Genomic DNA, 23226 nt, shown 5'->3' with positions numbered 1-23226 from the left:
GAATCTCGCTGCGCTGCAGCCTTGTGGCGCTTGTGATGAGATCAGCGGGTGACCATCAAAGTCGCGCTGGAGCACCGCACCAGCTACACCTTTGACCGCCTGGTCCGGGTGTACCCGCACGTGGTGCGGCTGCGCCCGGCGCCCCACTCCCGCACGGCCATCGAGGCCTACTCGCTGCGGGTCGAGCCGAGCGACCACTTCGTCAACTGGCAGCAGGACGCGGTGGGCAACTTCCTTGCGCGGCTGGTGTTTCCGAATCCGATGAGCAGGCTGACCATCACGGTCGGGCTCATCGCCGACCTCAAGGTGATCAACCCCTTCGACTTCTTCATCGAGGACTGGGCCGAGACCTGGCCCGGCGGCGGGTGGACCTATCCCAAGGCGCTGGCCGACGACCTCAAGCCCTACCTGCGGCCCGTCGACGAGGAGGGCGAGGGCTGCGGTCCCGGCGAGCTGGTGCGGGCGTGGCTGCAGAACTTCACCGTGCGCGACGGCACCCGCACCATCGACTTCCTGGTCGCGCTCAACCGCGCCGTCAACGCCGACGTCGCCTACAGCCTACGGATGGAACCCGGCGTGCAGACACCGGATTTCACGTTGCGCAACGGGGTCGGCTCCTGCCGGGACTCGGCGTGGCTGCTGGTGTCGATCCTGCGCCAGCTGGGGCTGGCCGCCCGGTTCGTCTCCGGCTACCTGGTGCAGTTGGCGTCCGACGTCGAGGCGCTCGACGGGCCGTCCGGACCCGCCGCCGACTTCACCGACCTGCACGCGTGGACCGAGGTGTACATCCCCGGCGCGGGCTGGATCGGGCTGGACCCGACGTCGGGGCTGTTCGCCGGCGAGGGTCACATCCCGCTGGCGGCCACGCCGCACCCGGCCAGCGCGGCGCCCATCAGCGGCGGCACCGAACCCTGCGAATCGACGCTGGAGTTTTCCAACACGGTCACCCGCGTGCACGAGGACCCGCGCGTCACCTTGCCCTACCGCGACGAGGCCTGGCGGGTGATCTGCGACGTCGGGCGGCGCGTCGACGAGCGGCTGGCCGCGGCCGACGTCCGGCTGACCGTCGGCGGCGAGCCGACGTTCGTGTCGGTGGACAACCAGGTCGACGAGGAATGGACGACCGCCGCCGACGGCCCGCACAAGCGCCAGCGGGCCTCCGATCTGGCCGCCCGGCTCAGGCAAGCGTGGGCCCCGCAGGGGCTGATCCAACGCGGCCAGGGCCGGTGGTATCCCGGAGAACCGTTGCCGCGCTGGGAGATTGCGCTCTACTGGCGCACCGACGGGCGGCCGCTGTGGACCGACGCCGCGCTGCTGGCCGATCCCTGGGATGGGTCGCCGGGCCTGCACCAGGGTGACACCGCCTACGACGTGCTCGCCGGGGTGGCCGACGGCTTCGCGCTGCCGGCTTCCCAGGTCCGGCCGGCCTACGAGGATCCGCTTGCCCGGCTGGCCGCCAAGGTGCGCCAGCCCCACGGCGACCCGGTGAAATCGGGCGACGACCTCGGCACGGACACTGCCGAGGGGCGCGCCGAGCTGCTGGCGCGCCTCGACGAATCCACCACGGCCCCGGCCGCTTTCGTGTTGCCGCTGCACCGCCGCGACGACGACCTGGGCTGGGCCAGCGCGAACTGGCGGCTGCGCCGCGGCCGGATCGTATTGCTGGAAGGCGATTCCCCGGCGGGCCTGCGGCTGCCGCTGGACTCGATCAGCTGGCGGCCGCCCCGGCCGAGATTCGACGCCGATACCCTGTCTCCCCCCGACGCGCCGCCGCCGGAGCCGGCCGGCGCGGAGGTCACCGAGCCCGGCTCGGCGCCGCCGACCGCGATGGTCGCCGAGGTCCGCCGCGGGCTGCTGTACATCTTCCTGCCGCCCACCGAGGCCCTGGAACACTTCGTGGACCTCGTCGCCCGGGTCGAGGCCGCCGCGGCCAAGGCGGACTGCCCGGTGGTGATCGAGGGCTACGGCCCCCCGCCGGACCCGCGGCTGAGGTCGGTGACGATCACCCCCGACCCGGGCGTCATCGAGGTCAACGTGCCGCCCACCGCCAGCTTCGCCGAGCAGACGCAGCTGCTGGAGAGCCTGTACGAACAAGCCCGCCTGGCCCGGCTGTCCACCGAGTCGTTCGACGTCGACGGCACCCACGGCGGCACCGGCGGAGGCAACCACATCACGCTCGGGGGCGTGACGCCCGCGGACTCGCCGCTGCTGCGCCGCCCCGACCTGCTGGTCTCGCTGCTGACCTACTGGCAGCGGCACCCGTCGCTGTCCTACCTGTTCGCCGGGCGATTCGTGGGCACCACGTCCCAGGCCCCGCGGGTCGACGAGGGGCGCGCGGACGCGCTCTACGAGCTCGAGATCGCGTTCGCCGAGATCGCGCGGCTGTGCGCCGGCGGGGCCGCCAAGCCGTGGGTGACCGACCGCGCCCTGCGGCACCTGCTCACCGACATCACCGGCAACACCCATCGCGCCGAGTTCTGCATCGACAAGCTGTACAGCCCCGACGGCCCCCGCGGCAGGCTCGGCCTGCTGGAGCTGCGCGGCTTCGAGATGCCGCCGCACCTGCGCATGGCGATGGTGCAGTCGCTGCTGGTGCGCTCGCTGGTGGCGTGGTTCGCCGACGTTCCGCTGCGCGCCCCGCTGATCCGGCACGGCGCCAACCTGCACGGGCGATACCTGTTGCCGCACTTCTTGATTCACGACATCGCCGACGTCGCTGCCGACCTGCGCGCGCACGGCATTCCGTTCGAGACCAGCTGGCTGGACCCGTTCACCGAATTCCGCTTCCCGCGCATCGGGACCGCGGTCTTCGACGGCGTGGAGATCGAGCTGCGCGGGGCGATCGAACCGTGGAACACCCTCGGGGAGGAGTCCACCGCCACCGGCACCGCGCGCTACGTCGACTCGTCGGTCGAACGCATTCAGATCCGCATCATCGGCGCCGACCGCCACCGCTACGTCGTGACGGCCAACGGCTACCCGGTGCCGCTGCTGGCCACCGACAACCCCGACATCCACGTCGGTGGCGTGCGGTTCAAGGCCTGGCAGCCGCCCAGCGCGCTGCACCCGACTATCAGCACCGACGTCCCGCTGCAGTTCGAGCTGGTCGACCTGACCACCGGGACGTCGCGCGGCGGCTGCACCTACCACGTCGCCCACCCCGGCGGCCGCGCCTACGACGAGCCGCCGGTCAACGCCGTCGAGGCCGAGTCGCGCCGCGCCCGCCGCTTCGAGGCGACCGGCTTCACCCCGGGCAAGCTCGACCTGGCCGCCATCAGGGAGCGCCAGGCCAGGATCTTCACCGATATCGGCGCGCCGGGCATTCTCGACCTGCGGCGCGTCCGTACCGTGCAGCAGTGATGGCGCTTCCCAACTCGGCACTGGACACCGGCGGCCACTACGACGCCGACCGGCTGCTGGCCGGGTACCGGACCGCGCGGGCCCAGGAGGCGCTGTTCGACCTGCGGCACGGCCCCGGGATCGGCTACGACGAGTTCGTCGACGGCGAGGGCAACGTGCGCCCGGCGTGGTCGGAGGTCGCCGACGCCGTCGCCGACCGCGGCCGGGCCGGGCTCAACCGGCTGCGCTCGGTGGTGGACGGCCTGATCGACAACGACGGCATCACCTACACCGAGATCGACGCGGGCCGCGACGGCGGCCACGGCCTGGAGCCCCGGCCCTGGCGGCTGGACGCCCTGCCGATCGTGGTCTCCGCCGCCGACTGGGAGGTCCTGGAGGCCGGGCTGGTGCAGCGCTCGCGCCTGCTCGACGCGATCCTGGCCGACCTGTACGGGCCACGCACGCTGCTCACCGAGGGCGTGCTGCCGCCGCAGCTGGTGTTCGCCCATCCCGGTTACGTGCGGCCCGCCAACGGCATCGAGGTTCCCGGGCACCACCAGCTATTCATGCACGCCTGCGACGTCAGCCGGCAGCCGGACGGCAGCTTCCAGGTCAACGCCGACTGGACGCAGGCGCCGTCGGGCGCCGGGTACGCGCTGGCCGACCGGCGCGTGGTGGCGCACTCGATTCCGGACCTCTACGAAAGGATCGCGCCCCGACCCACGACGCCGTTCGCGCAGGCGTTGCGGCTGGCGCTCATCGATGCCGCGCCCGACGTCGCGCAGGACCCCGTCGTCGTGGTGCTCAGCCCCGGCATCTATTCGGAGACCGCCTTCGACCAGGCGTACCTGGCCACGCTGCTGGGCTTCCCGCTGGTGGAAAGCGCGGACCTGGTGGTGCGCGACGGCAAGCTGTGGATGCGCTCGCTGGGCACGCTCAAGCGCGTCGACGTGGTCCTGCGCCGGGTCGACACCGAGTACACCGACCCGCTCGATCTGCGCGCCGATTCGCGGCTCGGGGTGGTCGGCCTGGTGGAGGCGCAGCACCGCGGGACGGTGACCGTCGTCAACACGCTGGGCAGCGGCATCCTGGAAAGCCCTGGGCTGCTGCGGTTTCTGCCCGAGCTGGCCGAGCGGCTGCTCGGCGAGGAGCCGCTGCTGCACTCCGCGCCGGTCTACTGGGGCGGAGTGGCCAGCGAGCGCTCGCACCTGCTGGCCAACCTGTCGTCGCTGTTGATCAAGTCCACCGTCGGCGGGAATACCTTTGTCGGGCCGACGCTTTCGTCGGCGCAACTGGCCGGGCTGGCCGCGCGCGTCGAGGACATGCCGTGGCAGTGGGTCGGCCAGGAGCTGCCGCAGTTCTCGTCGGCGCCCAGCGACCATGCCGGCGTGCTGTCGTCGGCCGGCGTCGGCATGCGGTTGTTCACCGTCGCCCAGCGCGGCGGCTACGCGCCGATGATCGGCGGCGCCGGCTACGTGCTGGCCCCCGGGCCGGCCGCCTACACACTGAACACCGTTGCGGCGAAGGATGTCTGGGTGCGCCCGACGGAGCGCGCGCGGGCCGAGACGGTCACCCTCCCGTCGGCGCCGCAACCGGCGAAGACGGCCGCGGGCACCTGGGGGGTCAGCTCGCCGCGTGTGCTGTCCGACCTGTTCTGGATGGGGCGCTACGGCGAGCGCGCCGAGCAGATGGCCCGGTTGCTGATCGTCGCCCGCGACCGCTTCCACGTCTACCGGCACCACCAGGACATCGAGGAGAGCGAGTGCGTGCCGGTGCTGATGGCCGCGCTGGGCCGGATCACGGGCAACGACACCGGGTTTGGCGGCGACGGGGCCGAGATGATCGCCGTCGCCCCCTCGACGCTGTGGTCGCTGACCGTGGATCCCCACCGGTCCGGGTCGCTGGCGGGATCGGTGGAGGGCCTGGCGCTGGCCGCCCGGGCGGTGCGCGACCAGCTGTCCAACGACACGTGGATGGTGTTGGCGGGGGTGGAGCGCGCGATGGCGCTGCGGCCGGACCCGCCGGACTCGCTGGCCGAGGCCGACGCCCTGCTCGCGTCGGCCCAGGCGCAGACGCTGGCCGGGATGCTGACGCTGTCGGGGGTGGCCGGCGAGTCGATGGTGCGCGACGTGGGCTGGACGATGACCGACATCGGCAAACGCATCGAGCGCGGCCTGTGGCTGACCGGGCTGTTGCGCGCCACGCTGACCGACGTCCGCAGCGCGCCCGCCGAGCAGACGATCATCGAGGCGACGCTGGTGGCGTGCGAGTCGTCGGTCAGCTACCGGCGCCGCACCGTGGGCAAGGTCAGCGTGGCCGCGGTGGCCGAGCTGATGCTGTACGACGCCACCAACCCGCGGTCGCTGCTGTATCAGGTGGAGCGGCTGCGGGCCGACCTCAAGGACCTGCCCAGCTCGTCGGGGTCGTCGCGCCCCGAGCGGGTGGTGGAGGAGATCGGGACCCTGTTGCGCCGGTCGCACCCCGAGGAGCTGGAGACGGTCACCGGCGGGCGCCGCGCGAAGCTGGCCGAACTGCTCGACGCCATCCACTCCGAGCTGCGCGACCTGGCCGAGGTCATCGGCGAAACGCAACTGCGGTTGCCGGGCGGCATCCAGCCGCTGTGGGGGCCCGACGAGCGCCGCGTCATGCCGGCCTAGCCCCCCGACGCTTCACGTCGCGGATTGTCACGATCTGAACCACATTCGGCGTGCTCCGCTGCTCGCAGCGCATCGGGTCGGTACTGTCGGGCCGCCTGACGTGCACGGGTTTACCAAGGGGATTGCCGTGAGCCGATTTACCGAGACGATGTATGACAACGCCCGGTGGAGCCCCAAGGGGATGGTCACCGGGGAGCCGCACGCGCCCGCCCGGCATACCTGGGCCGAGGTACACGAGCGGGCTCGCCGGGTGGCGGGTGGGCTGGCCGCGGCGGGCATCGGGCACGGTGACGCCGTCGCGGTGCTGGCCGGCGCACCGGTCGAGATCGCGCCGACAGCGCAGGGCATCTGGATGCGCGGGGCCAGCCTGACCATGCTGCATCAGCCCACCCCGCGCACCGACCTGGTGCGTTGGGCGGAGGAGACCACCGGCGTCATCACCATGTTGGGGGCGAAGGCCGTCGTCATCTCCGAGCCGTTCCTGGCCGCCGCGCCGGTGCTGTCGGGGCTTGGTGTGACGCTGCTGACCGTCGAGACGCTGCTGGCGAACGCCCCGGTCGGGCCCGTGGCCACCCGCGACGACGACGTGGCGCTGATGCAGCTGACGTCGGGGTCGACCGGGTCGCCCAAGGCCGTTCAGATCACCCACGCCAACATCGTCGCCAACGCCGAAGCCATGATGGCCGGCTGCAACTTCGACCTCGATACCGACGTGATCGTGAGCTGGCTGCCGTGCTTCCATGACATGGGGATGACGGGCTACCTGACGGTGCCGATGTACGTCGGCGCCGAGCTGGTGAAGGTCACGCCGATGGACTTCCTACACGATACGTTGTTGTGGGCCAGGCTGATTGACAAATACAAGGGAACGATGACGGCGGCGCCGAACTTCGCCTACAACCTGTTCGCCAAGCGGTTGCGCCGACAGGCCACGCCCGGGGATTTCGACCTGTCCTCGCTGCGGTGGGCGCTCTCGGGCGCCGAACAGGTGGACCCGCTCGACGTCGAGGACCTCTGCGACGCCGGGGCGCCGTTCGGGCTGAAACCCGAGGCGATGATCCCGGCCTACGGGATGGCCGAGGCGACGGTGGCGGTGTCGTTCTCCGCGGCAGGCGGCGGCATGGTCGTCGACGAGGTGGACGCCGAGCTGCTGGCCGTCTTACGCCGCGCCGTGCCGGCGAGCAGGGGGCCCACCCGGCGCCTGGTCTCGCTGGGCCGGCCGCTGGCCGGCCTGGAGCTGCGCGTCATCGACGAGGAAGGGTGCCTGCTGCCGCCGCGCGGCGTCGGCGTGATCGAGGTGCGCGGTGAACCGGTGACCAACGGCTACACCACCGCGGCCGGGTTCATCGCGGCGCAGGACGAGCGCGGCTGGTATGACACCGGCGACCTGGGCTATCTCACCGAGGCAGGCAATGTCGTGGTGTGCGGGCGGCTCAAGGACGTGATCATCATGGCGGGCCGCAACATCTACCCGACCGACATCGAGCGCGCCGCCTGCCGTGTGGCGGGGGTGCGGCCGGGCTGTTCGGTCGCGGTGCGACTGGACGCGGGGCACTCCCGGGAGACGTTCGCGGTGGCGGTGGAATCCAAGGACTACGAAGACCCGGCGCAGGTGCGCCGCATCGAGCGTCAGGTGGCGCACGAGGTGTTCGCCGAGGTCGACGTCCGGCCCCGCAACGTGGTGGTGCTTCAGCCCGGGATGATCCCGAAAACGCCGTCGGGCAAGCTGCGACGCGCCCACGCGCTGAGCCTCGTCAGCTGACGGGCTCACCCAATCGATACCAGCTGGTCGATCGAGTCCCTGGGCAGATCACCGTCCACGACGGCCGTCACCACCAGCTTGTCCAGTGTGACCGCTCCCTTGTGGTTGTCGAGGAAGGCGATGTCGGCGGCATCGCGTCCGGTGGCGATCCGGACGAGACTTTGCCTCGGGGCCAAGAGCGTCCCGTCGACCACTCGCCAGTGCCCCTCGACGAAGGCCTCGACCACCGCATGAAAGTCCATCGGGTACAAGCCGGGCGCGTACACCGACACGACACGGGCGGGTACCTTGACGGCCCGTAACAGCGCCACCACCAGATGCGTGAAGTCTCGACATACCCCGGCGCCGGAGAGCAATGTATCCACCGCTCCATCGATCGGTTTGCTCGACCCCGGCACATAGCTCAGACGGCTGCTCACCCAGAGGGAAACCTTCTCCAACAGAGTTGTCGAATCGGCGTAGCTCCCGAATTCGGTTGCGGCGAGCCCGAAGAACTTGTCGGACTCGGCGTAGCGGCTCGGACGAAGGTACGCCGACAGGTCGTAGTCGGTCACCGGCGCGGGGGCGGTCTGCCCCATGATCGTTGCGGCGTAGTCGACCTTGAGGCGACCCACCGGAACGGCAAGCTGGTGGATGCGGTTGCCGTGCACACCGCTGATCTCCAGTGGCTGCAGAGACTTTCCGTCCAGGACGAAGGACAACGCCTCGGATACCTCGGTATTGGGATGCGGTGCGACGGCGATCTGGAACTCCAAGGTCGTCGGCGCCGTGATCTCGACCTCGAGTTCAGCGGCGACCTCTCGTCTCATCTGTCCCTCCTGCCGCCCGATGGTCGGGCTCGATCGCGTAGCGGTGCGAAAACAAATCAGGCGGTTTCATGCCGGCAAGAATATCTGCGGTGGCATCCCAACGCGACGCGTAGGAGAGTCGCATCACGCACTGACGGCGGCGGGCCCATTCGACTCCGACGTCACCTCGTCGATCACGTCGTGGATGAACTGCATCTTGTCCAGCACGGCCACCGGCAGCACGAACGGGTACAGGTCGTCGCGTCCCATCGAGCGGTTCACCATGTTCAGCGACCAGGACACCGGCAACCACATCTCGATGATGGTGGGAAAGGCGCTGGGGCCCAACGGGGTACGGTCGAAGGTCGCCGACGCCGGCGCGAATGCGCACCACGCCGAGGTGTCCAGGGCGTCGCGGATGTGCAGGTAGTGGGCGAACGTCTCGGCCCAGTCCTCCGCGGCGTGCATGGTCGCGTACGACGAGACGAAGCTTTCCTGCCAACCGTCGGGTGCGCCCTCGTTGTAGTGCCGGTCCAGCGCCTCTTGATAGTCGGCGTCGGGATCGCCGAACAGCTCGGTGAACCGCGCCACGTATTCGCTCGACGGGGTGATCAGCCGGTAGAAGTAGTAATGCCCGACCTCGTGGCGAAAGTGCCCGAGCAGCGTCCGGTAGGGCTCCTCCATCTCGACCCGCAGCTGTTCGCGGTGCACGTCGTCGCCCTCGGCCAGATCGATTGTGATGACGCCGTTCTCGTGGCCGGTGAGCACCTTTTCGTGCGCGCTGGACAGCAGCCGAAAGCCCAGCCCGTAGTCCGGGTCGTGGTCGCGGTCGATGATCGGCAACTTCATTTCGTGCAGCTCGGCGATCAGCCGCCGCTTGGCCGCCTCGGCGCGGGCGAACGCGGCCAGGCCGTCGGTGTCGGCGTCGTTGGGTCGCTCCAGGGTGAGCGCGCACGACGTGCACAGCCCGCCGGGAAGGTTGCTGGGCACCAGCCAATTGCATTCGGCCAGATGGCGATTGGCGCACAGCTCGAATTCGTCGGCGCTGACGAAACCGGTGCGGTCCGCCTCGTCGCCGGCGGTGATCACCAGCAGGGCCATCTGCTCGAGCGAGAACCCCAGCGCGCTGCCGCACGACAGGCACGCGGAGTTCTCGAACGTCAGGCGCTGGCCGCAGTTGGGGCAGTGGAAGTCACGCATGCAGCACGTCGCCTTCGAACGGCACCACGTCCACGGCGACGTCGATCACGCTGCGCTCGGAGTTGGTGTAGATGATGCCGCGCAGCGGCGGGACGTCGGCGTAGTCGCGCCCGCGGCCCACCACGATGTACCGCTCGTCGACCAGCTGGTCGTTCGTCGGATCGAGGCCCAGCCATTCGAACTGGCCCGGCTCCTGGGGGGTCCACACCGCCGCCCATGCGTGGGTGGCGTCGATACCGATCATCCGATCCTTTCCAGGGGGCGGGTCGGTGGCCAGATAACCGGACACGTAGCTGGCCGCCAGACCGTTGGCTCGCAGGCAGGCGATCGCCAGCCTCGCAAAGTCCTGACATACCCCTTCCCGGGCCGTCAGAACCTCGTTGACCCCGGTGGAAATCGTTGTCGACCCCGAGCGGTAGGTGAAGTCGGCGAAAATCCGCGACGTGAGGTCGCGCAGCACCTCGACCAGGGGGCGCTCGGGCACGAAACTGGGCGCCGCGTACTCGCGCACCCCGTCGGTGATCTCCGGCGGGTTCAGGTCGAGAGCGAACTCGGTCGCCAGCGCTCCCCTGCGTCCGGCCGGCCGGGCGGCCTCCCACGGTTGCACCGCCGGCCCGCTGCTGTACCGCTCCGGGGGCGGCGGATACACGTCGACGATCGAGTCACTGGTGATCGTCAAAGACCGGTGCGGCTCGGTGACGTGGAAGTACGAGCTGACGTTTCCGTAGCTGTCGACGCTGGTCGAGCTGTCGGCGGGGGCCGGGTCGATGGTCAGCACATGCGCGACGCAGCGCTGGCGCTGCGAGTCCCGCGGCGTGAGGAAGCCGCGACCATAAGAGCTGGTCACGACGGCGGAATAGCGGTACTCGGTGCGATGGGTGACCCGATGCCGGCGGGCCTCGGCTTCTGACACAAGGCTGATCCCACCACACCCCGTTTGCCGATCGCGAGCCAAGCGCGCCATCCGGGAGCACAATCGAAAGCGTGGCCACGTGGAACGACGTCGCCCGCATCGTTGGTGAGCTGGCACTTACCTCCGAGCCGTCACCGCACGAGTGGCGGGTCGGCAAGAAGTTGCTGGCGTGGGAGCGGCCGCTGCGCCCCTCGGACCGCGACACGCTGGCCGATAGCGGCGTCGAGCCGCCCGAGGGCGACATCCTCGGCGTCCGGGTCTCCGACGAGGGCGTCAAGTTCGCGCTGATCGCCGACGAGCCCGGGGTCTACTTCACCACCCCGCATTTCGACGGCTATCCGGCGGTGCTGATCAGGCTGGGCGAGATCGGGGTCCGCGACCTCGTCGAGGTGATCACCGAGGCCTGGCTGACGCAGGCGCCGAGGAAACTCGTCCAGGAGTACCTGGCCGATTCACTGTGAACGCAGGTCGATGACCCGCTGCAGGTCGTCGACGCAGGCCTGGACGACGTCGGCGAGCACCACCTGGTTTCTCTCGCGGGCGCCCGCATGCAACTCCGAAGCGTGATGGCGCGCGGACGCGGTGTACGCGCACGCCCCGGCGGGGTCGGAATCGGCGAGCGCCGTCGCGGCCGCGAGCACCACCAACACGCCGTGCACCGGCCGGGCGCGGCAGCCGTCCACGCCGGGAGCGACGGCCCGGGCCAGCTCCAGCACCGAGCCGGCCAGCAGCGCCACGTGCACGCCCTGGCGGTCGGCGGCCCGCACCGCATCGCGCAGGCCCCAGCGGCGCGGCGCGATCCGCACCACGTGGCGGGCCGTCGTGCGCGCCTCGATGAGCCCGCCGAGCTGCTGGTGCACCCGGTCGACGGCCGACAGCGGCCAGTCGGGCGGAACCTCCCGGCGACCGGCGGCGAAGTCCGCGGCACGCGTCAGGACGCCCTGCAGCACGCCCAGCACGCCGACGCGCGCGCTGCGCAGCACCCGGAGCGGGTCGGCGGGAAACAGCAGGACGGCGAAGACGATGGCCACGGCGCCGCCGAGCAGCGCGTCGTAGATGCGTTCGAGACCGACGTTGCTGCGGTACAGGGCCAGCACCAGGATCGCCGAAATGGCGGTCTGATTGGCGAACATCATGCCCTGGCCGATGTAGCCGTGACCGATGAACACCGCGAGGAACAGCGCGATCAGCGCGGCGGCGGCGATGGCCAGGGCGCCGGGCCCGAGCAGCGCCTGTACCAGGGTGCCCACCCCGATGCCCAGGGTCACGCCGACCATCATCTGGATGGCGCGTTGCGCGCGCAGCACGTTGCTGACCGACAGCGACACCGCGGCGGCGATGGGCGCGAAGAACGGCTGCGGGTGGCCGAGCAGGTCGTGCGCGAGGTACCAGGACAGGCCCGCGGCCACCGACGTCTGCACGAGCGTGAACCACACGGCGCGCAGCCGTTTGATGCCCGCGCGCGCGGCGTTCACGAACGTCAGGCCGGCTGCAACTCGAACAGCGGAATGACCCGGCTGGTCTTGGACTGGTACTCGGCGAACCCGGGCGCCGCGGCGGCGACCTTCTCGAACAGCGCGTCGCGCTCGGCGCGCGGCAGCTCGTGGGCGGTCACGTCGAACGCGTCCGTACCGACCTCCACGTGGGCCGCGGGGTTGGCCCGCAGGTTGTGCACCCAGGCCGGGTTGACGGGGGCGCCGGCGAACGAGCCGATGATGATCAGCTTGCCGTCGATGCGGAAGTAGGCCAGCGGATTGATCCGCGGCTCGCCGGACTTGGCGCCCGTGGTGGTGAGCAGCAGCAGGTTGGCGCCCTCGAACTGGCCACCGACCTTGCCCTGGTTGGCCCGGAATTCGTCGATGATGCTCGTGTTGAACGCGTTGATGGTGCCGGTGTCAGGCATTTCTTCGGTCATGCCCGCTCAACCTGCTCGGGCTTGGCATCTATTCCGGACTCCTTGCGCTGCTGCGCGGTGATGGGAGCCGGGGCGTCGGTGAGCGGGTCGACACCGCCGCCGGTCTTCGGGAAGGCGATCACCTCGCGGATGGAGTCGACGCCGGACAGCAGCGCATTGATCCGGTCCCAGCCGAACGCGATGCCGCCGTGCGGCGGCGCGCCAAACATGAAGGCCTCCAACAGGAATCCGAACTTCTCCTCCGCCTCGGCCTTGTCCAGGCCCATCACCGCGAACACCCGCTCCTGGATGTCGCGGCGGTGGATACGGACCGAACCGCCCCCGATCTCGTTGCCGTTGCAGACGATGTCGTAGGCGTCGGCCAGCACGCTGCCGGGATCCTTGTCGACGGCGTCCTCGAATTCGGGCTTCGGCGAGGTGAACGCGTGGTGCACGGCCGTCCACGCCCCGGTGCCCACCGCCACGTCGCCGGCCGCGGTCGCGTCCTCGGCCGGCTCGAACAGCGGCGGGTCGACCACCCACACGAACGCCCATGCGTCCGGGTCGATCAGGTCGAGCCGCTTGGCGATCTCGCCGCGCGCCGCGCCCAGCAGCGCCCGCGACGACTTGGCCGGGCCCGCCGAAAAGAAGATGCAGTCGCCCGGCCTGGCGCCGACGTGGCCGGCCAGCCCCGCGCGCTCGGCGTCGGACAGGTTCTTGGCCACCGGCCCGGCCAGCTCGCCGTCTTCGCCGACCAGCACGTAGGCCAGCCCCCGGTGCCCGCGCTGCTTGGCCCACTCCTGCCAGCCATCCAGGGTGCGCCGCGGCTGCGAGGCCCCGCCGGGCATGACGACCGCGCCGACGTACGGCGCCTGGAAGACGCGAAAGGTGGTGTCGGAGAAGAACTCCGTGCACTCGACGAGCTCGAGCGCGAACCGCATGTCGGGCTTGTCGGAGCCGAACCGGCGCATGGCGTCGGCGTAGCTGATCCGCGGGATCGGCGTCGGAATCCGGTAACCGATCAGCTCCCACAGCGCGGTCAGGATCTCCTCGGAGACCGCGATGATGTCCTCGGCGTCGACGAAGCTCATCTCCATGTCGAGCTGGGTGAACTCGGGCTGCCGGTCGGCGCGGAAATCCTCGTCGCGGTAGCAGCGGGCGATCTGGTAGTAGCGCTCCATCCCGGCCACCATCAGCAACTGCTTGAACAGCTGCGGACTCTGCGGCAGGGCGTAGAACGAGCCCGGGTGCAGGCGGGACGGCACTAGGAAGTCGCGGGCCCCCTCCGGGGTGGAGCGGGTGATCGTCGGCGTCTCGATCTCGACGAAGTCGTGCCGCGCCAGCACCGCGCGGGCGGCGGCATTCACCTTGGAGCGCAATCGGATTGCCGCGGCCGGGCCGTCGCGGCGCAGGTCGAGGTAGCGGTACTTCAGCCGCAGCTCCTCGCCGGCGGGCTCGTCCAGCTGGAACGGCAGCGGCGCGCTCTCCCCCAGCACCCTCAGCGAGGTGACGTTGACCTCGATGTCGCCGGTCGCGATGTCCGGGTTTGCGTTGCCCTCCGGGCGGACCTCGACGACGCCGGTGACCGCCACGCAGAACTCGGCGCGCAACCGGTGGGCCTGGGCGAGCACGTCGGCCGCGCGGAACACCACCTGAGCGACCCCGGAGGCGTCGCGCAGGTCGATGAAGGTGACCCCGCCGTGGTCGCGGCGGCGGGCCACCCAACCGGCCAACGTCACCTGCTGGCCGGCGTCGCTGCTTCTCAGCGAACCGGCGGCGTGGCTGCGCAGCACAAACACTCCCTTTGCCGTGGTTGGAACGAGTGCCCAGTCTAGAGGGAGGTAATTTCGGTCTTATCGTCACCAACATCGCACTCGTCGGTCCCGGCGCCGTCGGCACGACGGTCGCCGCGCTGCTGCACAAGGCCGGGCATCCGGTGCTGGTGTGCGGTCACACGCCCCGCGACAGCATCGAATTGCGGCCCGACGGTGCCGATCCGATCGTCGTCCCCGGCCCGGTGCACACCGATCCCGCTGAGGTGAGTGGCCCCGTCGACATCCTGGTGCTGGCGGTCAAGGCCACCCAGAACGACGACGCGGCCGGCTGGCTGGCCCGCCTGTGCGCCGAGCACACCATCGTCGTGGTGCTGCAGAACGGGGTCGAGCAGGTCGAGCAGGTGCAGCCGCACTGCCCGTCGTCGCCGGTGGTCCCCGGGATTGTCTGGTACGGCGCCGAGACGCAGCCCGAGGGCTGGGTGCGGTTGCGCACCGAGGCCCGGCTGGTGCTGCCGTCGGGACCCCCGGCCCACAGCGTCGCCGAGCTGCTGCGCGGCGCCGGCTGCCAGGTGGACTGCGACCCCGACTTCCTCACCGCCGCCTGGCGCAAGCTGCTGACCAATGCGCTGGCCGGGTTCATGGCGCTGTCGCGGCGACGGTCCGGCATGTTCCGCCGCGACGACGTCGCCGCGCTGTCGCGGCGCTATGTGGCGGAATGCCTGGCCGTCGCGCGGGCCGAGGGCGCCCGGCTGCCGGACGACATTGTCGACGAGTTGGGCGGCCTTTTCCGGCAGGCTCCCGAGGACATGGGCACCTCGATTTTGGCCGACGCGGAGAACCGCCGGCGGATGGAGTGGGACATCCGCAACGGCGTGATCATCCGCAAGGCCCGCGCCCACGGCCTGGCGACGCCGATCAGCGACGTGCTGGTGCCGCTTCTGGCGGCGGCCGGTGACGGCCCGGGCTAGATTCAAGCCATGTTCTGTTGCGAGCGCGTCGACCTGAGCTTCGTCGACACCGCGCCGTTTCGCTTCTCCAACAGCGTCGACCTGGCCATCACGCCCGAGCAGCTCTTCGAGGTGCTGGCCGACGCCGAGTCCTGGCCGCGCTGGGCGTCGGTGATCACCAAGGTCACCTGGACCAGTCCCGAGCCGCGCGGCGTCGGCACCACCCGCACCGTCGACATGCGCGGCGGCATGGTAGGCAACGAAGAGTTCCTCGCGTGGGAGCCGTTCAGCCGCATGGCATTCCGGTTCAACGAGTGCTCCACGCGGGCCGTCGCCGCGTTCGCCGAGGATTACCGTGTCGAGGTGATCCCGGGAGGCTGCCGACTGACCTGGATCATGGCGCAGAAGCCGGCCGGCCCGGCGTGGTTGGCGATGTTCGTGGCCCGGCCGCTGCTGAACCTGGGCCTGCGCCGGTTTTTGCGCAACCTGCGCAGCTACACGGACGCCCTTGCGACCCGGCAACCCTAGGAGCGTGCGATGACCTTCAACGAGGGCATGCAGATCGACACCAGCACCGCGTCGTCGTCCGGTGGCGGCGGCATGGGGATGGCCTTCGGCGGCGGCGGAATCGGACTGCTGATCCTCATCGGTGCGTTGTTCTTCGGCATCGATCCGGGCCGCGTGACGAATCAGCAGATGAACACCGGCGGCTATTCGGCGCCCGGTTTCGACCTGAGCCAGTGCAAGACCGGGGCCGACGCCAACAAGTACGTGCAGTGCCGCGTGATCGCCACCGGCAATTCCGTGGATGCGGTGTGGCATCAGCTGATGCCGAACTACACCCGCCCGCACGTGCGCCTGTTCACCGGTTCGGTCGACACCGGGTGTGGGCCCGCCACCACCGCGGTGGGCCCGTTCTACTGCCCGGTGGACCAGACCGCGTACTTCGACACCGACTTCTTCAAGGAGCTGGTCGACCGATTCGGTTCCAGCGGTGGGCCTTTCGCGCAAGAGTACGTGGTCGCGCACGAGTACGGTCACCACGTGCAGGACCTGCAGGGCATCCTGGGCCGCTCCCAGCAGGGGGCGCAGGGCGCCGGCGGCAACGGCGTGCGAACGGAGCTACAGGCCGACTGCTACGCCGGCATCTGGGCGCACTACGCATCGACGGTGAAGCAGGAGAGCACCGGCGTGCCCTACCTGCAACCGCTGAGCGACCAGGACATCGCCGACGCCCTCTCGGCCGCGGCGTCGGTAGGCGACGACCGGATTCAGAAGGAGTCGACGGGACGCGTCAACCCCGAGTCGTGGACACACGGCTCGTCGGCGGAACGGCAGAGGTGGTTCACCATCGGGTACCAGACCGGTGACCCGAACAAATGCGACACCTTCGCCGCGACCAACCTGGGTTAGCCCTTGGCCGCGCAGGTGACGGTGGTGGTCGCGTCCTGGTGCGAGACCACTTGGCCGTCCACGGCGATCTCGCAGTGGAACGACGCCGGACCATTGCCCGAATCCGGCCAGTGCAGCATGCCGCTGGCGGTGATGCTCGCCCACTGGGCCGGGTTCGCCAACGTGGCTGTGTAGGTGACCGGCGCTCCCCCGCTCAGCGGCGCCTGCACACTGGTCATGAATTTCGACGGGTCCGCGTTGTAGGCGGCCTGGCTTGGCGGATCGGAACTCACGTAGTTGACCGTGGCGGTCAGATTGTTGGGGCTCGTCACGGTGTAGGTCACCTGGTGGCCATCCGCGTGTGCAGTCGCGGGGTTGACGGCCACTGCGGCAGCCACTGCAAACGTTGCAGACGCGACCGCGCTGATCACTGTTCGCACGTTCGTCATATCGAAAACGCTACCGGATTCGTTACCTGCCTCAGGTATGAAGCAGCTATGAGCGACGGGCCCACCGGCTGGATCAGCCGCCGCCGGCTGCTGACCACGACCGCGGCCTCGGCCGCCCTCGGGGCGGGCATCGGCGGCGGGGCGACGCTGCTGTGGTCGCATCCCCGGGCGCCCGCGTTGTGGTACCGGCCGGACCGCAACGGCGCACCGCCGGTGGCCGGTCTGCATCTGCAGTTCGGCAAGGACGCCGCCACCGAGGTGGTGGTCTCCTGGCACACCACCGAGGCCGTCCGCAATCCGCGCGTCGTGCTGGGCACCCCGGACTCCGGGTTCGGGCGCACCGTCGAGGCCGAAACCCGCACCTACCGGGACGCCAAGTCAGGCGTCGAGGTTCGCGTCAACCACGCCCGCCTGACGGGCCTCATGCCCGGTTCCGACTACGTGTACGCCGCGGTGCACGACGGCGCCGAGCCGGAAAGCGGGACGGTGCGGACCGCGCCGTCCGGGCGAAAGCCGCTGCGCTTCACCAGCTTCGGTGACCAGTCGACCCCCACGCTGGCCAGGCTGCCCGACGGCAGGTACGCCACCGACAACATCGGATCGCCAGCGGCGGCGGACACCACGATGGCGATCGAGCGCCTCGGTCCGCTGTTCAACCTGGTCAACGGCGACCTGTGCTACGCCAACCTCGCGAAGGACCGCATCCGCACCTGGTCGAACTGGTTCGAGAACAACACGCGCTCGGCGCGGTACCGGCCGTGGATGCCGGCCGCCGGCAACCACGAGAACGAATTGGGCAACGGGCCAATCGGTTACGGGGCCTATCAGGCCTACTTCGCGTTGCCGGACTCCGCGTCGAGCGCGGAGACCCGCGGGATGTGGTACTCGTTCACCGCCGGTTCGGTGCGGGTGATCAGCCTCAACAACGACGACATAGCCTTCCAGGACGGCGGCAATTTCTACGTGCACGGCTATTCGGGCGGAGAGCAAAGGCGTTGGCTTGCCGGCGAACTCGCCGCCGCACGACGCGACCCGGACGTCGACTGGATCGTCGTCTGCATGCACCAGACGGCGATCTCCACCGCCGACCAGGCCAACGGCGCAGACCTGGGCATCCGCGAGGAATGGCTGCCGTTGTTCGACCAGTACCAGGTCGACCTGGTGGTGTGCGGCCACGAGCACCACTACGAGCGGTCACATCCGCTGCGCGGAACGCTGGGCACCGACACCCGCACGCCGATACCCGTCGACACCCGCAACGACCTCATCGATTCGACCCGGGGCACCGTGCATCTGGTCATCGGCGGCGGCGGCACGTCGGCGCCGACCAACGGGTTCTTGTTTCCCGAGCCGCGGTGCCGCGTGCTGACCGGCGTCGGCGCGTTCGACCCCGGGCTCGGCCGCAAGGCGCCGATCTACGTGCTGGAGGACGCGCCCTGGTCGGCGTTCCGCGACCGCGACAACCCTTACGGCTTCGCATCTTTCGACGTCGACCCGGGCCAACCCGGCGGAAACACCACGATCAAGGCCACGCATTACGCGGTGAGCGGTCCGTCCGGCCAGGTCACCGCGGTGGACCAGTTCACGCTGACCAAGCCGCGCGGCGACCGGCCCGCCTAGCTCAAAACAGCGTCGCCTGCAGCGGTTGCGGGGCGGGCTCAGCCGCGCGCGGGAAAGGGCGGTGATCGCCGGCCAGGCGATGCTTGGCGATCAGCGGCGCGGCCCGTTCGCGCAGCGCGTCGCGGTAGGCCGGCGGCAGGTAGGCGCCGCGGCGGTACAGCTCGCGATACCGCGCGACCAGCTCGGGGTGCGAGCGGGCCAGCCACGCCATGAACCAGCCCCGGGTCGAACTGCGCAGGTGCAGGCCGAAAACCGTCACACCCGTGGCGCCGGCCGCGGCGATCTGACCCAGCAGCCGATCGAGGTGCTCGGCGGAATCGGTGAGGTGCGGCAGCACCGGGGCGACCATCACGTGGCAGTCCAGACCGGCATCGCGGATCGCGGTGATGAGGCCCAGCCGCGCCTGCGGTGTGGGCGTGCCCGGTTCGACGTCGCGGTGCAATTCCGGGTCGCCGACCGCCAGCGACACCGCGACCGACACCGGAACCTGCTGGGCCGCATCGGTGATCAGTGGGAGGTCGCGGCGCAGCAACGTCCCCTTGGTGAGGATCGACAGCGGCGTGCCGGATCCGGCGAGCGCGCCGATGATGCCCGGCATCAGCGCGTAGCGGCCCTCGGCGCGCTGGTAGGGATCGGTGTTGGTGCCCAGCGCGACGGTCTCGCGCCGCCAGGACGGCCGGCGCAGCTCGCGGCGCAGCACCTCGGCGACGTTGGTCTTGACCACCACCTGGGTGTCGAAGTCGGTGCCGCTGTCGAAGTCGAGGTATTCGTGGGTGGGACGGGCGAAACAGTAGCGGCACGCGTGCGAGCAGCCGCGGTAGCCGTTGACGGTGTACCGGAACGGCAGGGCCGCCGCGTTGGGCACCTTGTTCAGCGCCGACTTGCACAGCACCTCGTGAAACGTGATGCCCTCGAACTGCGGTGCGCGCACGCTTCGCACGAGGCCGATCCGCTGCAGCCCCGGCAACGCCCCGTCGTCGACGGGGTGCCCGTTGACGGCGACGGCCTGGTTCGCCCAGCGCATAGGGTATATTCGAACAATCGTTCGACACGAAAGTCAAGCCTACGCGTCACGGACCAAAGAAAAGGAGCGCTTGGCGCTCCTTCCGTTTCCAATCTATAGCGCACCCCCGGGCTTGCGGCAAGGCCCGGGTAATGACGCAAAATTGCTGCCCTAGACCGGAACTGGCGGAAGGCGTGGGTTGACGCGAGGGTACGAAGACGAAGTGCGGTCCGAGCGGAACTATGTGACCGGGCTGTACGCCCGTCTCGACGCCGAACGCATGCGGGCGAAGGACAGATACCGCGCGGCGCTGCGGGGAGACGGCCGGCCGCTCGCCGATCGGGATGCCGAGGTTCGCGCGATGGCCAAAGAGGTCAAGCGGCTGGACGTGGCGGACCACGGGCTGTGTTTCGGGCGCCTGGACGCGATTTCGGGCGAGCGTTTCTACGTCGGCCGCATCGGCCTGTTCGACCCGGGGAACGAGTACGAGCCAATGTTGCTCGACTGGCGGGCACCGGCAGCGCGCGCGTTCTACGTGGCCACTTCGGCAAGTCCCGAGAACATGCGCCGTCGCCGCCAGTTCCACACCCGGGGGCGGCAGGTGGTCGATTTCACCGACGAACTGTTCGGCCGTCCCGGAGCCGTAGAGCCGGGCGACTCAGAAGATTGGGCCCTGCTGGCGGCGGTCAACGCGCCGCGCGGTGAGCGAATGCGCGACATCGTGGCGACCATCCAGGCCGAACAGGACGAGATCATCCGGCTCGATCACCCCGGTGTGCTGGTGATCGAGGGCGGCCCTGGCACCGGGAAGACGGTCGTGGCACTGCATCGCGTCGCGTACCTGCTCTACACCCACCGCGAGCGGATCGAACGCCATGGCGTGCTCGTGGTGGGGCCCAACAGGGCGTTCCTGAATCACGTCGACCGTGTGCTGCCGTCGCTGGGAGAGTCCAGCGTCGTGTTCATGACGCCCGGCGACCTCGTGCCCGGACTCCACGTCACCGCCGAGGACACCCCGGAACGCGCGCGCCTCAAGGGCTCGCTGGAGATCCTGGACGTGCTGGCGGCGGCGGTCGCCGACCGGCAGCGGCTGCCCGAGAGTCCCCTGCCGATCGAACTGGCGGACGTCGCGCTGCGGATCGATGCCGAGACCGCGCAATGGGCCAGGGAGGAGGCGCGAGGCAGTGGGTTGCCACACAACGAGGCGCGGGCGGTGTTCCGCGAGATCGTCACATGGGTGCTCACGGAGCGGGCGATAGCCCGCATTGGCCGCGGCTGGCTGACCCGCGAGGACCGCGACGCTTGGGAGCGGGTGCGGGCGGACCTGATCGCGGAGCTTGCGGACAACGACCAGTTCAAGGCCGCGTTCGACGAACTGTGGCCGGTGCTGACGCCGGAAACGCTGCTGGCACAGCTGTACTCGTCCCGGGAACGGCTGCGCGCGGCGGGAGCCGACCCGGCGCTGTGGCGCGCCGACGGCGAGGCCTGGACGGTGTCGGACGTGCCGCTGCTGGACGAAATGGTCGACCTGCTGGGCCGCGACAAACCCGCCGAGCGGACCGCCGAGCGGAAACGCGCGGCCGAGGCCGAGTACGCCGCCGGCGTGCTGGACATGATGATCGCCCGCGAGGACCTGATGGACGACGAGGACCACCTGCTCGCCCAGGACATGCTGTACGCCGAGGACTTGGCGGATCGGTTCCTCGAGCGCGACGCCCGAGAACTCGCCGAACGCGCCGCCGCGGACCGCGACTGGACCTACCGCCACGTCGTGGTCGACGAGGCCCAAGAACTGTCCGAAATGGACTGGCGGGTGTTGATGCGGCGCTGCCCCGGACGATCCTTCACGGTCGTCGGCGATCTCGCCCAACGCCGGTCGGTGGCCGGAGCGACGTCGTGGGCCGCGATGCTGGAGCCGTACGTGCCCGGCCGTTGGGTCTACCGGTCGCTGTCGCTGAACTATCGCACCCCGGCGGAGATCATGACCGTCGCCGCGACGCTGCTCGCCGAATTCGCGCCCGAGGTCCAGCCGCCGGAGTCGGTCCGCGCGTGCGGGGTCCAGCCATGGTCCAGGCGGGTTTCGGACGACGAATTGCCCTCTGCTATCGAGGAATTCGTTCGAGCTGAGGCCGGCCGCGAAGGCACCAGCGTGGTGATCGGGCCGCCGGGTGTGCCGGGCGCGGTGCTCGCGTCGGAGACTAAGGGCCTGGAGTTCGACGCCGTCCTCGTGGTCGAGCCGCAACGGATTCTCGGCAACGGCCCACGCGGGGCGGCCGAGCTCTACGTGGCCCTTACCCGCGCGACCCAGCGCCTCGGCGTCCTGCACCGGGACCCGCTCCCGCGGGCCCTGGCCGGCCTCGCCGAATCCGGAACGCCTGGGAATCGTCCGTCGGCACGCCACTGACCGGAGTCACGGATCCTTGGGTCGTTCGATCCCGGCGCCACTTTCGACCACGCCGCGGGCCCGCGGGCTCACCGGCATCGGCCGTCATCGGGCCGCGTTGCTGGCAGCCCGGTCACGTTTTCCGCGGAAGCTCACTTCGGGTCATCACCAACTACCCACTGATCACCGACACCGTGTTGCCGCCGGTGTTGACGACGTAAATGTCGCCGGTGATGGGGTTGACCGCCACCCCGACCGGATTGGTGCCGACACCGATGGTGCCGATGACGGTGTTGGTGGTGGGGTCGATCACCGACACCGTGCCGCTGACTGCATTGGTCACGTAGATGTCGCCGCCGGGGTTGACCGCTATCCCTAGCGGATTGGTGCCGACGGTGATGGGTGATCCGATCACGGTGTTGGTGGCGGGGTCGATCACCGACACCGTGCCGCCGTTGAGGTTGGTGACGTAGACGTCGCCGCCCGGGTTAACCGCCACCGCTAACGGACTGCCGCCGACGGTGATGGGTGATCCGATCACGGTGTTGGTGGCGGGGTCGATCACCGACACCGTGCCGCCGCCCTGATTGGCGACGTAGATGTCGCCGCCCGGGTTGACCGCCACCCCGCGCGGAAAGCTGCCGACGGCGATGGGTGATCCGGTGACGGTATTGGTGGCGGGGTCGATCACCGACACCGTGCCGCCGTTAAAGTTGGTGACGTAGACGTCGCCCCCCGGGTTAACCGCGACCCCGGACGGATGGCTGCCGACGGTGATGGGTGATCCGGTGACGGTATTGGTGACGGGGTCGATTACCGACACCGTGCCACCGACCTGGTTGGCGACGTAAACGTCGCCGCCCGGCTTAACCGCCACCCCGGTCGGTTGGCTGCCGACGGTGATGGGTGATCCGGTGACGGTATTGGTGACGGGGTCGATCACCGACACCGTGCCACCGACCTGGTTGGTGACGTAGACGTCGCCGCCCGGGTTGACCGCCACCGCGGTCGGAAAGTTGAAGTCTGAGCTGGAGATGGTGGTGATGGTGCCGGGGGCCCCGCCGGCCCCACCAACCCCGCCGGGCCCCCCGAAGGTGCCGGTAC

The 23226-nt window shown here is 70.0% G+C and carries 17 protein-coding genes and 1 pseudogene; 9 read left to right on the top strand and 9 right to left on the bottom strand.

Going from position 1 to position 23226, the window contains the following annotated elements; translation table 11 throughout:
- The first annotated feature begins 48 nt into the window (after positions 1-48).
- From A5787_RS24720 to A5787_RS24710, 3 genes are all read left to right on the top strand, one after another.
- Entirely contained in the window at positions 49-3360 is a 3312-nt protein-coding gene (locus tag A5787_RS24720; RefSeq protein WP_066971999.1) for a DUF2126 domain-containing protein, read from the top strand.
- Positions 3360-5996, top strand: coding sequence for a circularly permuted type 2 ATP-grasp protein (locus A5787_RS24715; RefSeq protein WP_066971997.1), 2637 nt, complete (start codon positions 3360-3362; stop codon positions 5994-5996). The genes A5787_RS24720 and A5787_RS24715 overlap by 1 nt, the downstream gene beginning before the upstream one ends.
- 127 nt (positions 5997-6123) lie before the next feature.
- Positions 6124-7758 carry a fatty acyl-AMP ligase gene (locus A5787_RS24710; RefSeq protein WP_066971993.1) on the top strand — a complete coding sequence of 545 codons (1635 nt, stop codon included), beginning with the start codon at positions 6124-6126 and terminating at the stop codon, positions 7756-7758.
- A gap of 5 nt (positions 7759-7763) precedes the next feature.
- Here A5787_RS24710 and A5787_RS24705 read toward each other — a convergent pair whose 3' ends face one another.
- The 3 genes from A5787_RS24705 to A5787_RS24695 all read right to left on the bottom strand — a co-directional run bounded on the left by A5787_RS24705 (position 7764) and on the right by A5787_RS24695 (position 10710).
- Entirely contained in the window at positions 7764-8567 is an 804-nt protein-coding gene (locus tag A5787_RS24705) for a transglutaminase family protein (protein WP_066971992.1), read from the bottom strand.
- Positions 8568-8690: 123 nt separating this feature from the next.
- Positions 8691-9746, bottom strand: coding sequence for a putative zinc-binding metallopeptidase (locus A5787_RS24700; RefSeq protein ID WP_066971991.1), 1056 nt, complete (start codon positions 9744-9746; stop codon positions 8691-8693).
- Positions 9739-10710, bottom strand: a complete 972-nt coding sequence (locus A5787_RS24695) for a transglutaminase family protein (RefSeq protein WP_082977434.1) — start codon at positions 10708-10710, stop codon at positions 9739-9741. Before A5787_RS24695 ends, A5787_RS24700 begins: the two co-directional genes overlap by 8 nt.
- 20 nt (positions 10711-10730) lie before the next feature.
- Here A5787_RS24695 and A5787_RS24690 point away from each other — a divergent pair, with 20 nt between their 5' ends.
- Positions 10731-11120 carry an MmcQ/YjbR family DNA-binding protein gene (locus A5787_RS24690; protein ID WP_066971989.1) on the top strand — a complete coding sequence of 130 codons (390 nt, stop codon included), beginning with the start codon at positions 10731-10733 and terminating at the stop codon, positions 11118-11120.
- Here the strand turns inward: A5787_RS24690 and A5787_RS24685 are convergent.
- Genes A5787_RS24685 through aspS form a run of 3 tightly spaced genes read right to left on the bottom strand, consistent with a single transcriptional unit; the run spans position 11112 to position 14352 of the window.
- Positions 11112-12134, bottom strand: coding sequence for an aromatic acid exporter family protein (locus A5787_RS24685; protein ID WP_082977433.1), 1023 nt, complete (start codon positions 12132-12134; stop codon positions 11112-11114). The genes A5787_RS24690 and A5787_RS24685 overlap by 9 nt on opposite strands.
- 5 nt (positions 12135-12139) lie before the next feature.
- The gene (locus A5787_RS24680; protein ID WP_066971987.1) at positions 12140-12574 is read right to left on the bottom strand and encodes a nitroreductase family deazaflavin-dependent oxidoreductase; all 435 of its coding nucleotides are present in this window, start codon (positions 12572-12574) and stop codon (positions 12140-12142) included.
- Positions 12571-14352 carry an aspartate--tRNA ligase gene (aspS, locus tag A5787_RS24675; protein ID WP_156764117.1) on the bottom strand — a complete coding sequence of 594 codons (1782 nt, stop codon included), beginning with the start codon at positions 14350-14352 and terminating at the stop codon, positions 12571-12573. The genes A5787_RS24680 and aspS overlap by 4 nt, the downstream gene beginning before the upstream one ends.
- Positions 14353-14408: 56 nt before the next feature.
- Here aspS and A5787_RS24670 point away from each other — a divergent pair, with 56 nt between their 5' ends.
- The 3 genes from A5787_RS24670 to A5787_RS24660 are packed head-to-tail and all read left to right on the top strand — an operon-like array spanning position 14409 to position 16688.
- A complete protein-coding gene (locus A5787_RS24670; RefSeq protein ID WP_197507390.1) occupies positions 14409-15296 on the top strand; it encodes an oxidoreductase in 888 nt (295 codons plus the stop codon).
- Positions 15297-15305: 9 nt separating this feature from the next.
- Positions 15306-15803 carry an SRPBCC family protein gene (locus A5787_RS24665; protein ID WP_066971986.1) on the top strand — a complete coding sequence of 166 codons (498 nt, stop codon included), beginning with the start codon at positions 15306-15308 and terminating at the stop codon, positions 15801-15803.
- Between the two features lie 9 nt (positions 15804-15812).
- Positions 15813-16688 carry a neutral zinc metallopeptidase gene (locus tag A5787_RS24660; protein ID WP_066971985.1) on the top strand — a complete coding sequence of 292 codons (876 nt, stop codon included), beginning with the start codon at positions 15813-15815 and terminating at the stop codon, positions 16686-16688.
- On the opposite strand, the gene A5787_RS24655 is transcribed toward A5787_RS24660, so the two are convergent.
- On the bottom strand, positions 16685-17116 hold the full coding sequence (locus tag A5787_RS24655) for a hypothetical protein (protein ID WP_066971984.1): 432 nt from the start codon (positions 17114-17116) through the stop codon (positions 16685-16687). The genes A5787_RS24660 and A5787_RS24655 overlap by 4 nt on opposite strands.
- A 48-nt stretch (positions 17117-17164) precedes the next feature.
- Between A5787_RS24655 and A5787_RS24650 the strand changes: the two genes are divergently transcribed.
- Positions 17165-18736: a metallophosphoesterase family protein gene (locus A5787_RS24650; protein ID WP_066971982.1), complete on the top strand. Its 1572-nt coding sequence runs from the start codon at positions 17165-17167 to the stop codon at positions 18734-18736.
- A gap of 1 nt (position 18737) precedes the next feature.
- Here A5787_RS24650 and A5787_RS24645 read toward each other — a convergent pair whose 3' ends face one another.
- The gene (locus A5787_RS24645) at positions 18738-19760 is read right to left on the bottom strand and encodes an Rv2578c family radical SAM protein (RefSeq protein ID WP_066971980.1); all 1023 of its coding nucleotides are present in this window, start codon (positions 19758-19760) and stop codon (positions 18738-18740) included.
- Between the two features lie 178 nt (positions 19761-19938).
- Between A5787_RS24645 and helR the strand changes: the two genes are divergently transcribed.
- On the top strand, positions 19939-22143 hold the full coding sequence (helR, locus tag A5787_RS24640; protein WP_197507374.1) for an RNA polymerase recycling motor ATPase HelR: 2205 nt from the start codon (positions 19939-19941) through the stop codon (positions 22141-22143).
- 151 nt (positions 22144-22294) lie between these two features.
- Here the strand turns inward: helR and A5787_RS24635 are convergent.
- Positions 22295-23226, bottom strand: a pseudogene (locus tag A5787_RS24635) (PE PGRS family protein); the annotation flags it as partial.

Origin of the sequence: Mycobacterium sp. 852002-50816_SCH5313054-b, from assembly GCF_001667185.1 — a bacterium.
GTDB lineage: Bacteria > Actinomycetota > Actinomycetes > Mycobacteriales > Mycobacteriaceae > Mycobacterium.
The sequence above is the reverse complement of the archived record's forward strand: the minus strand, read 5'-3'. Positions and strand labels throughout refer to the sequence as shown.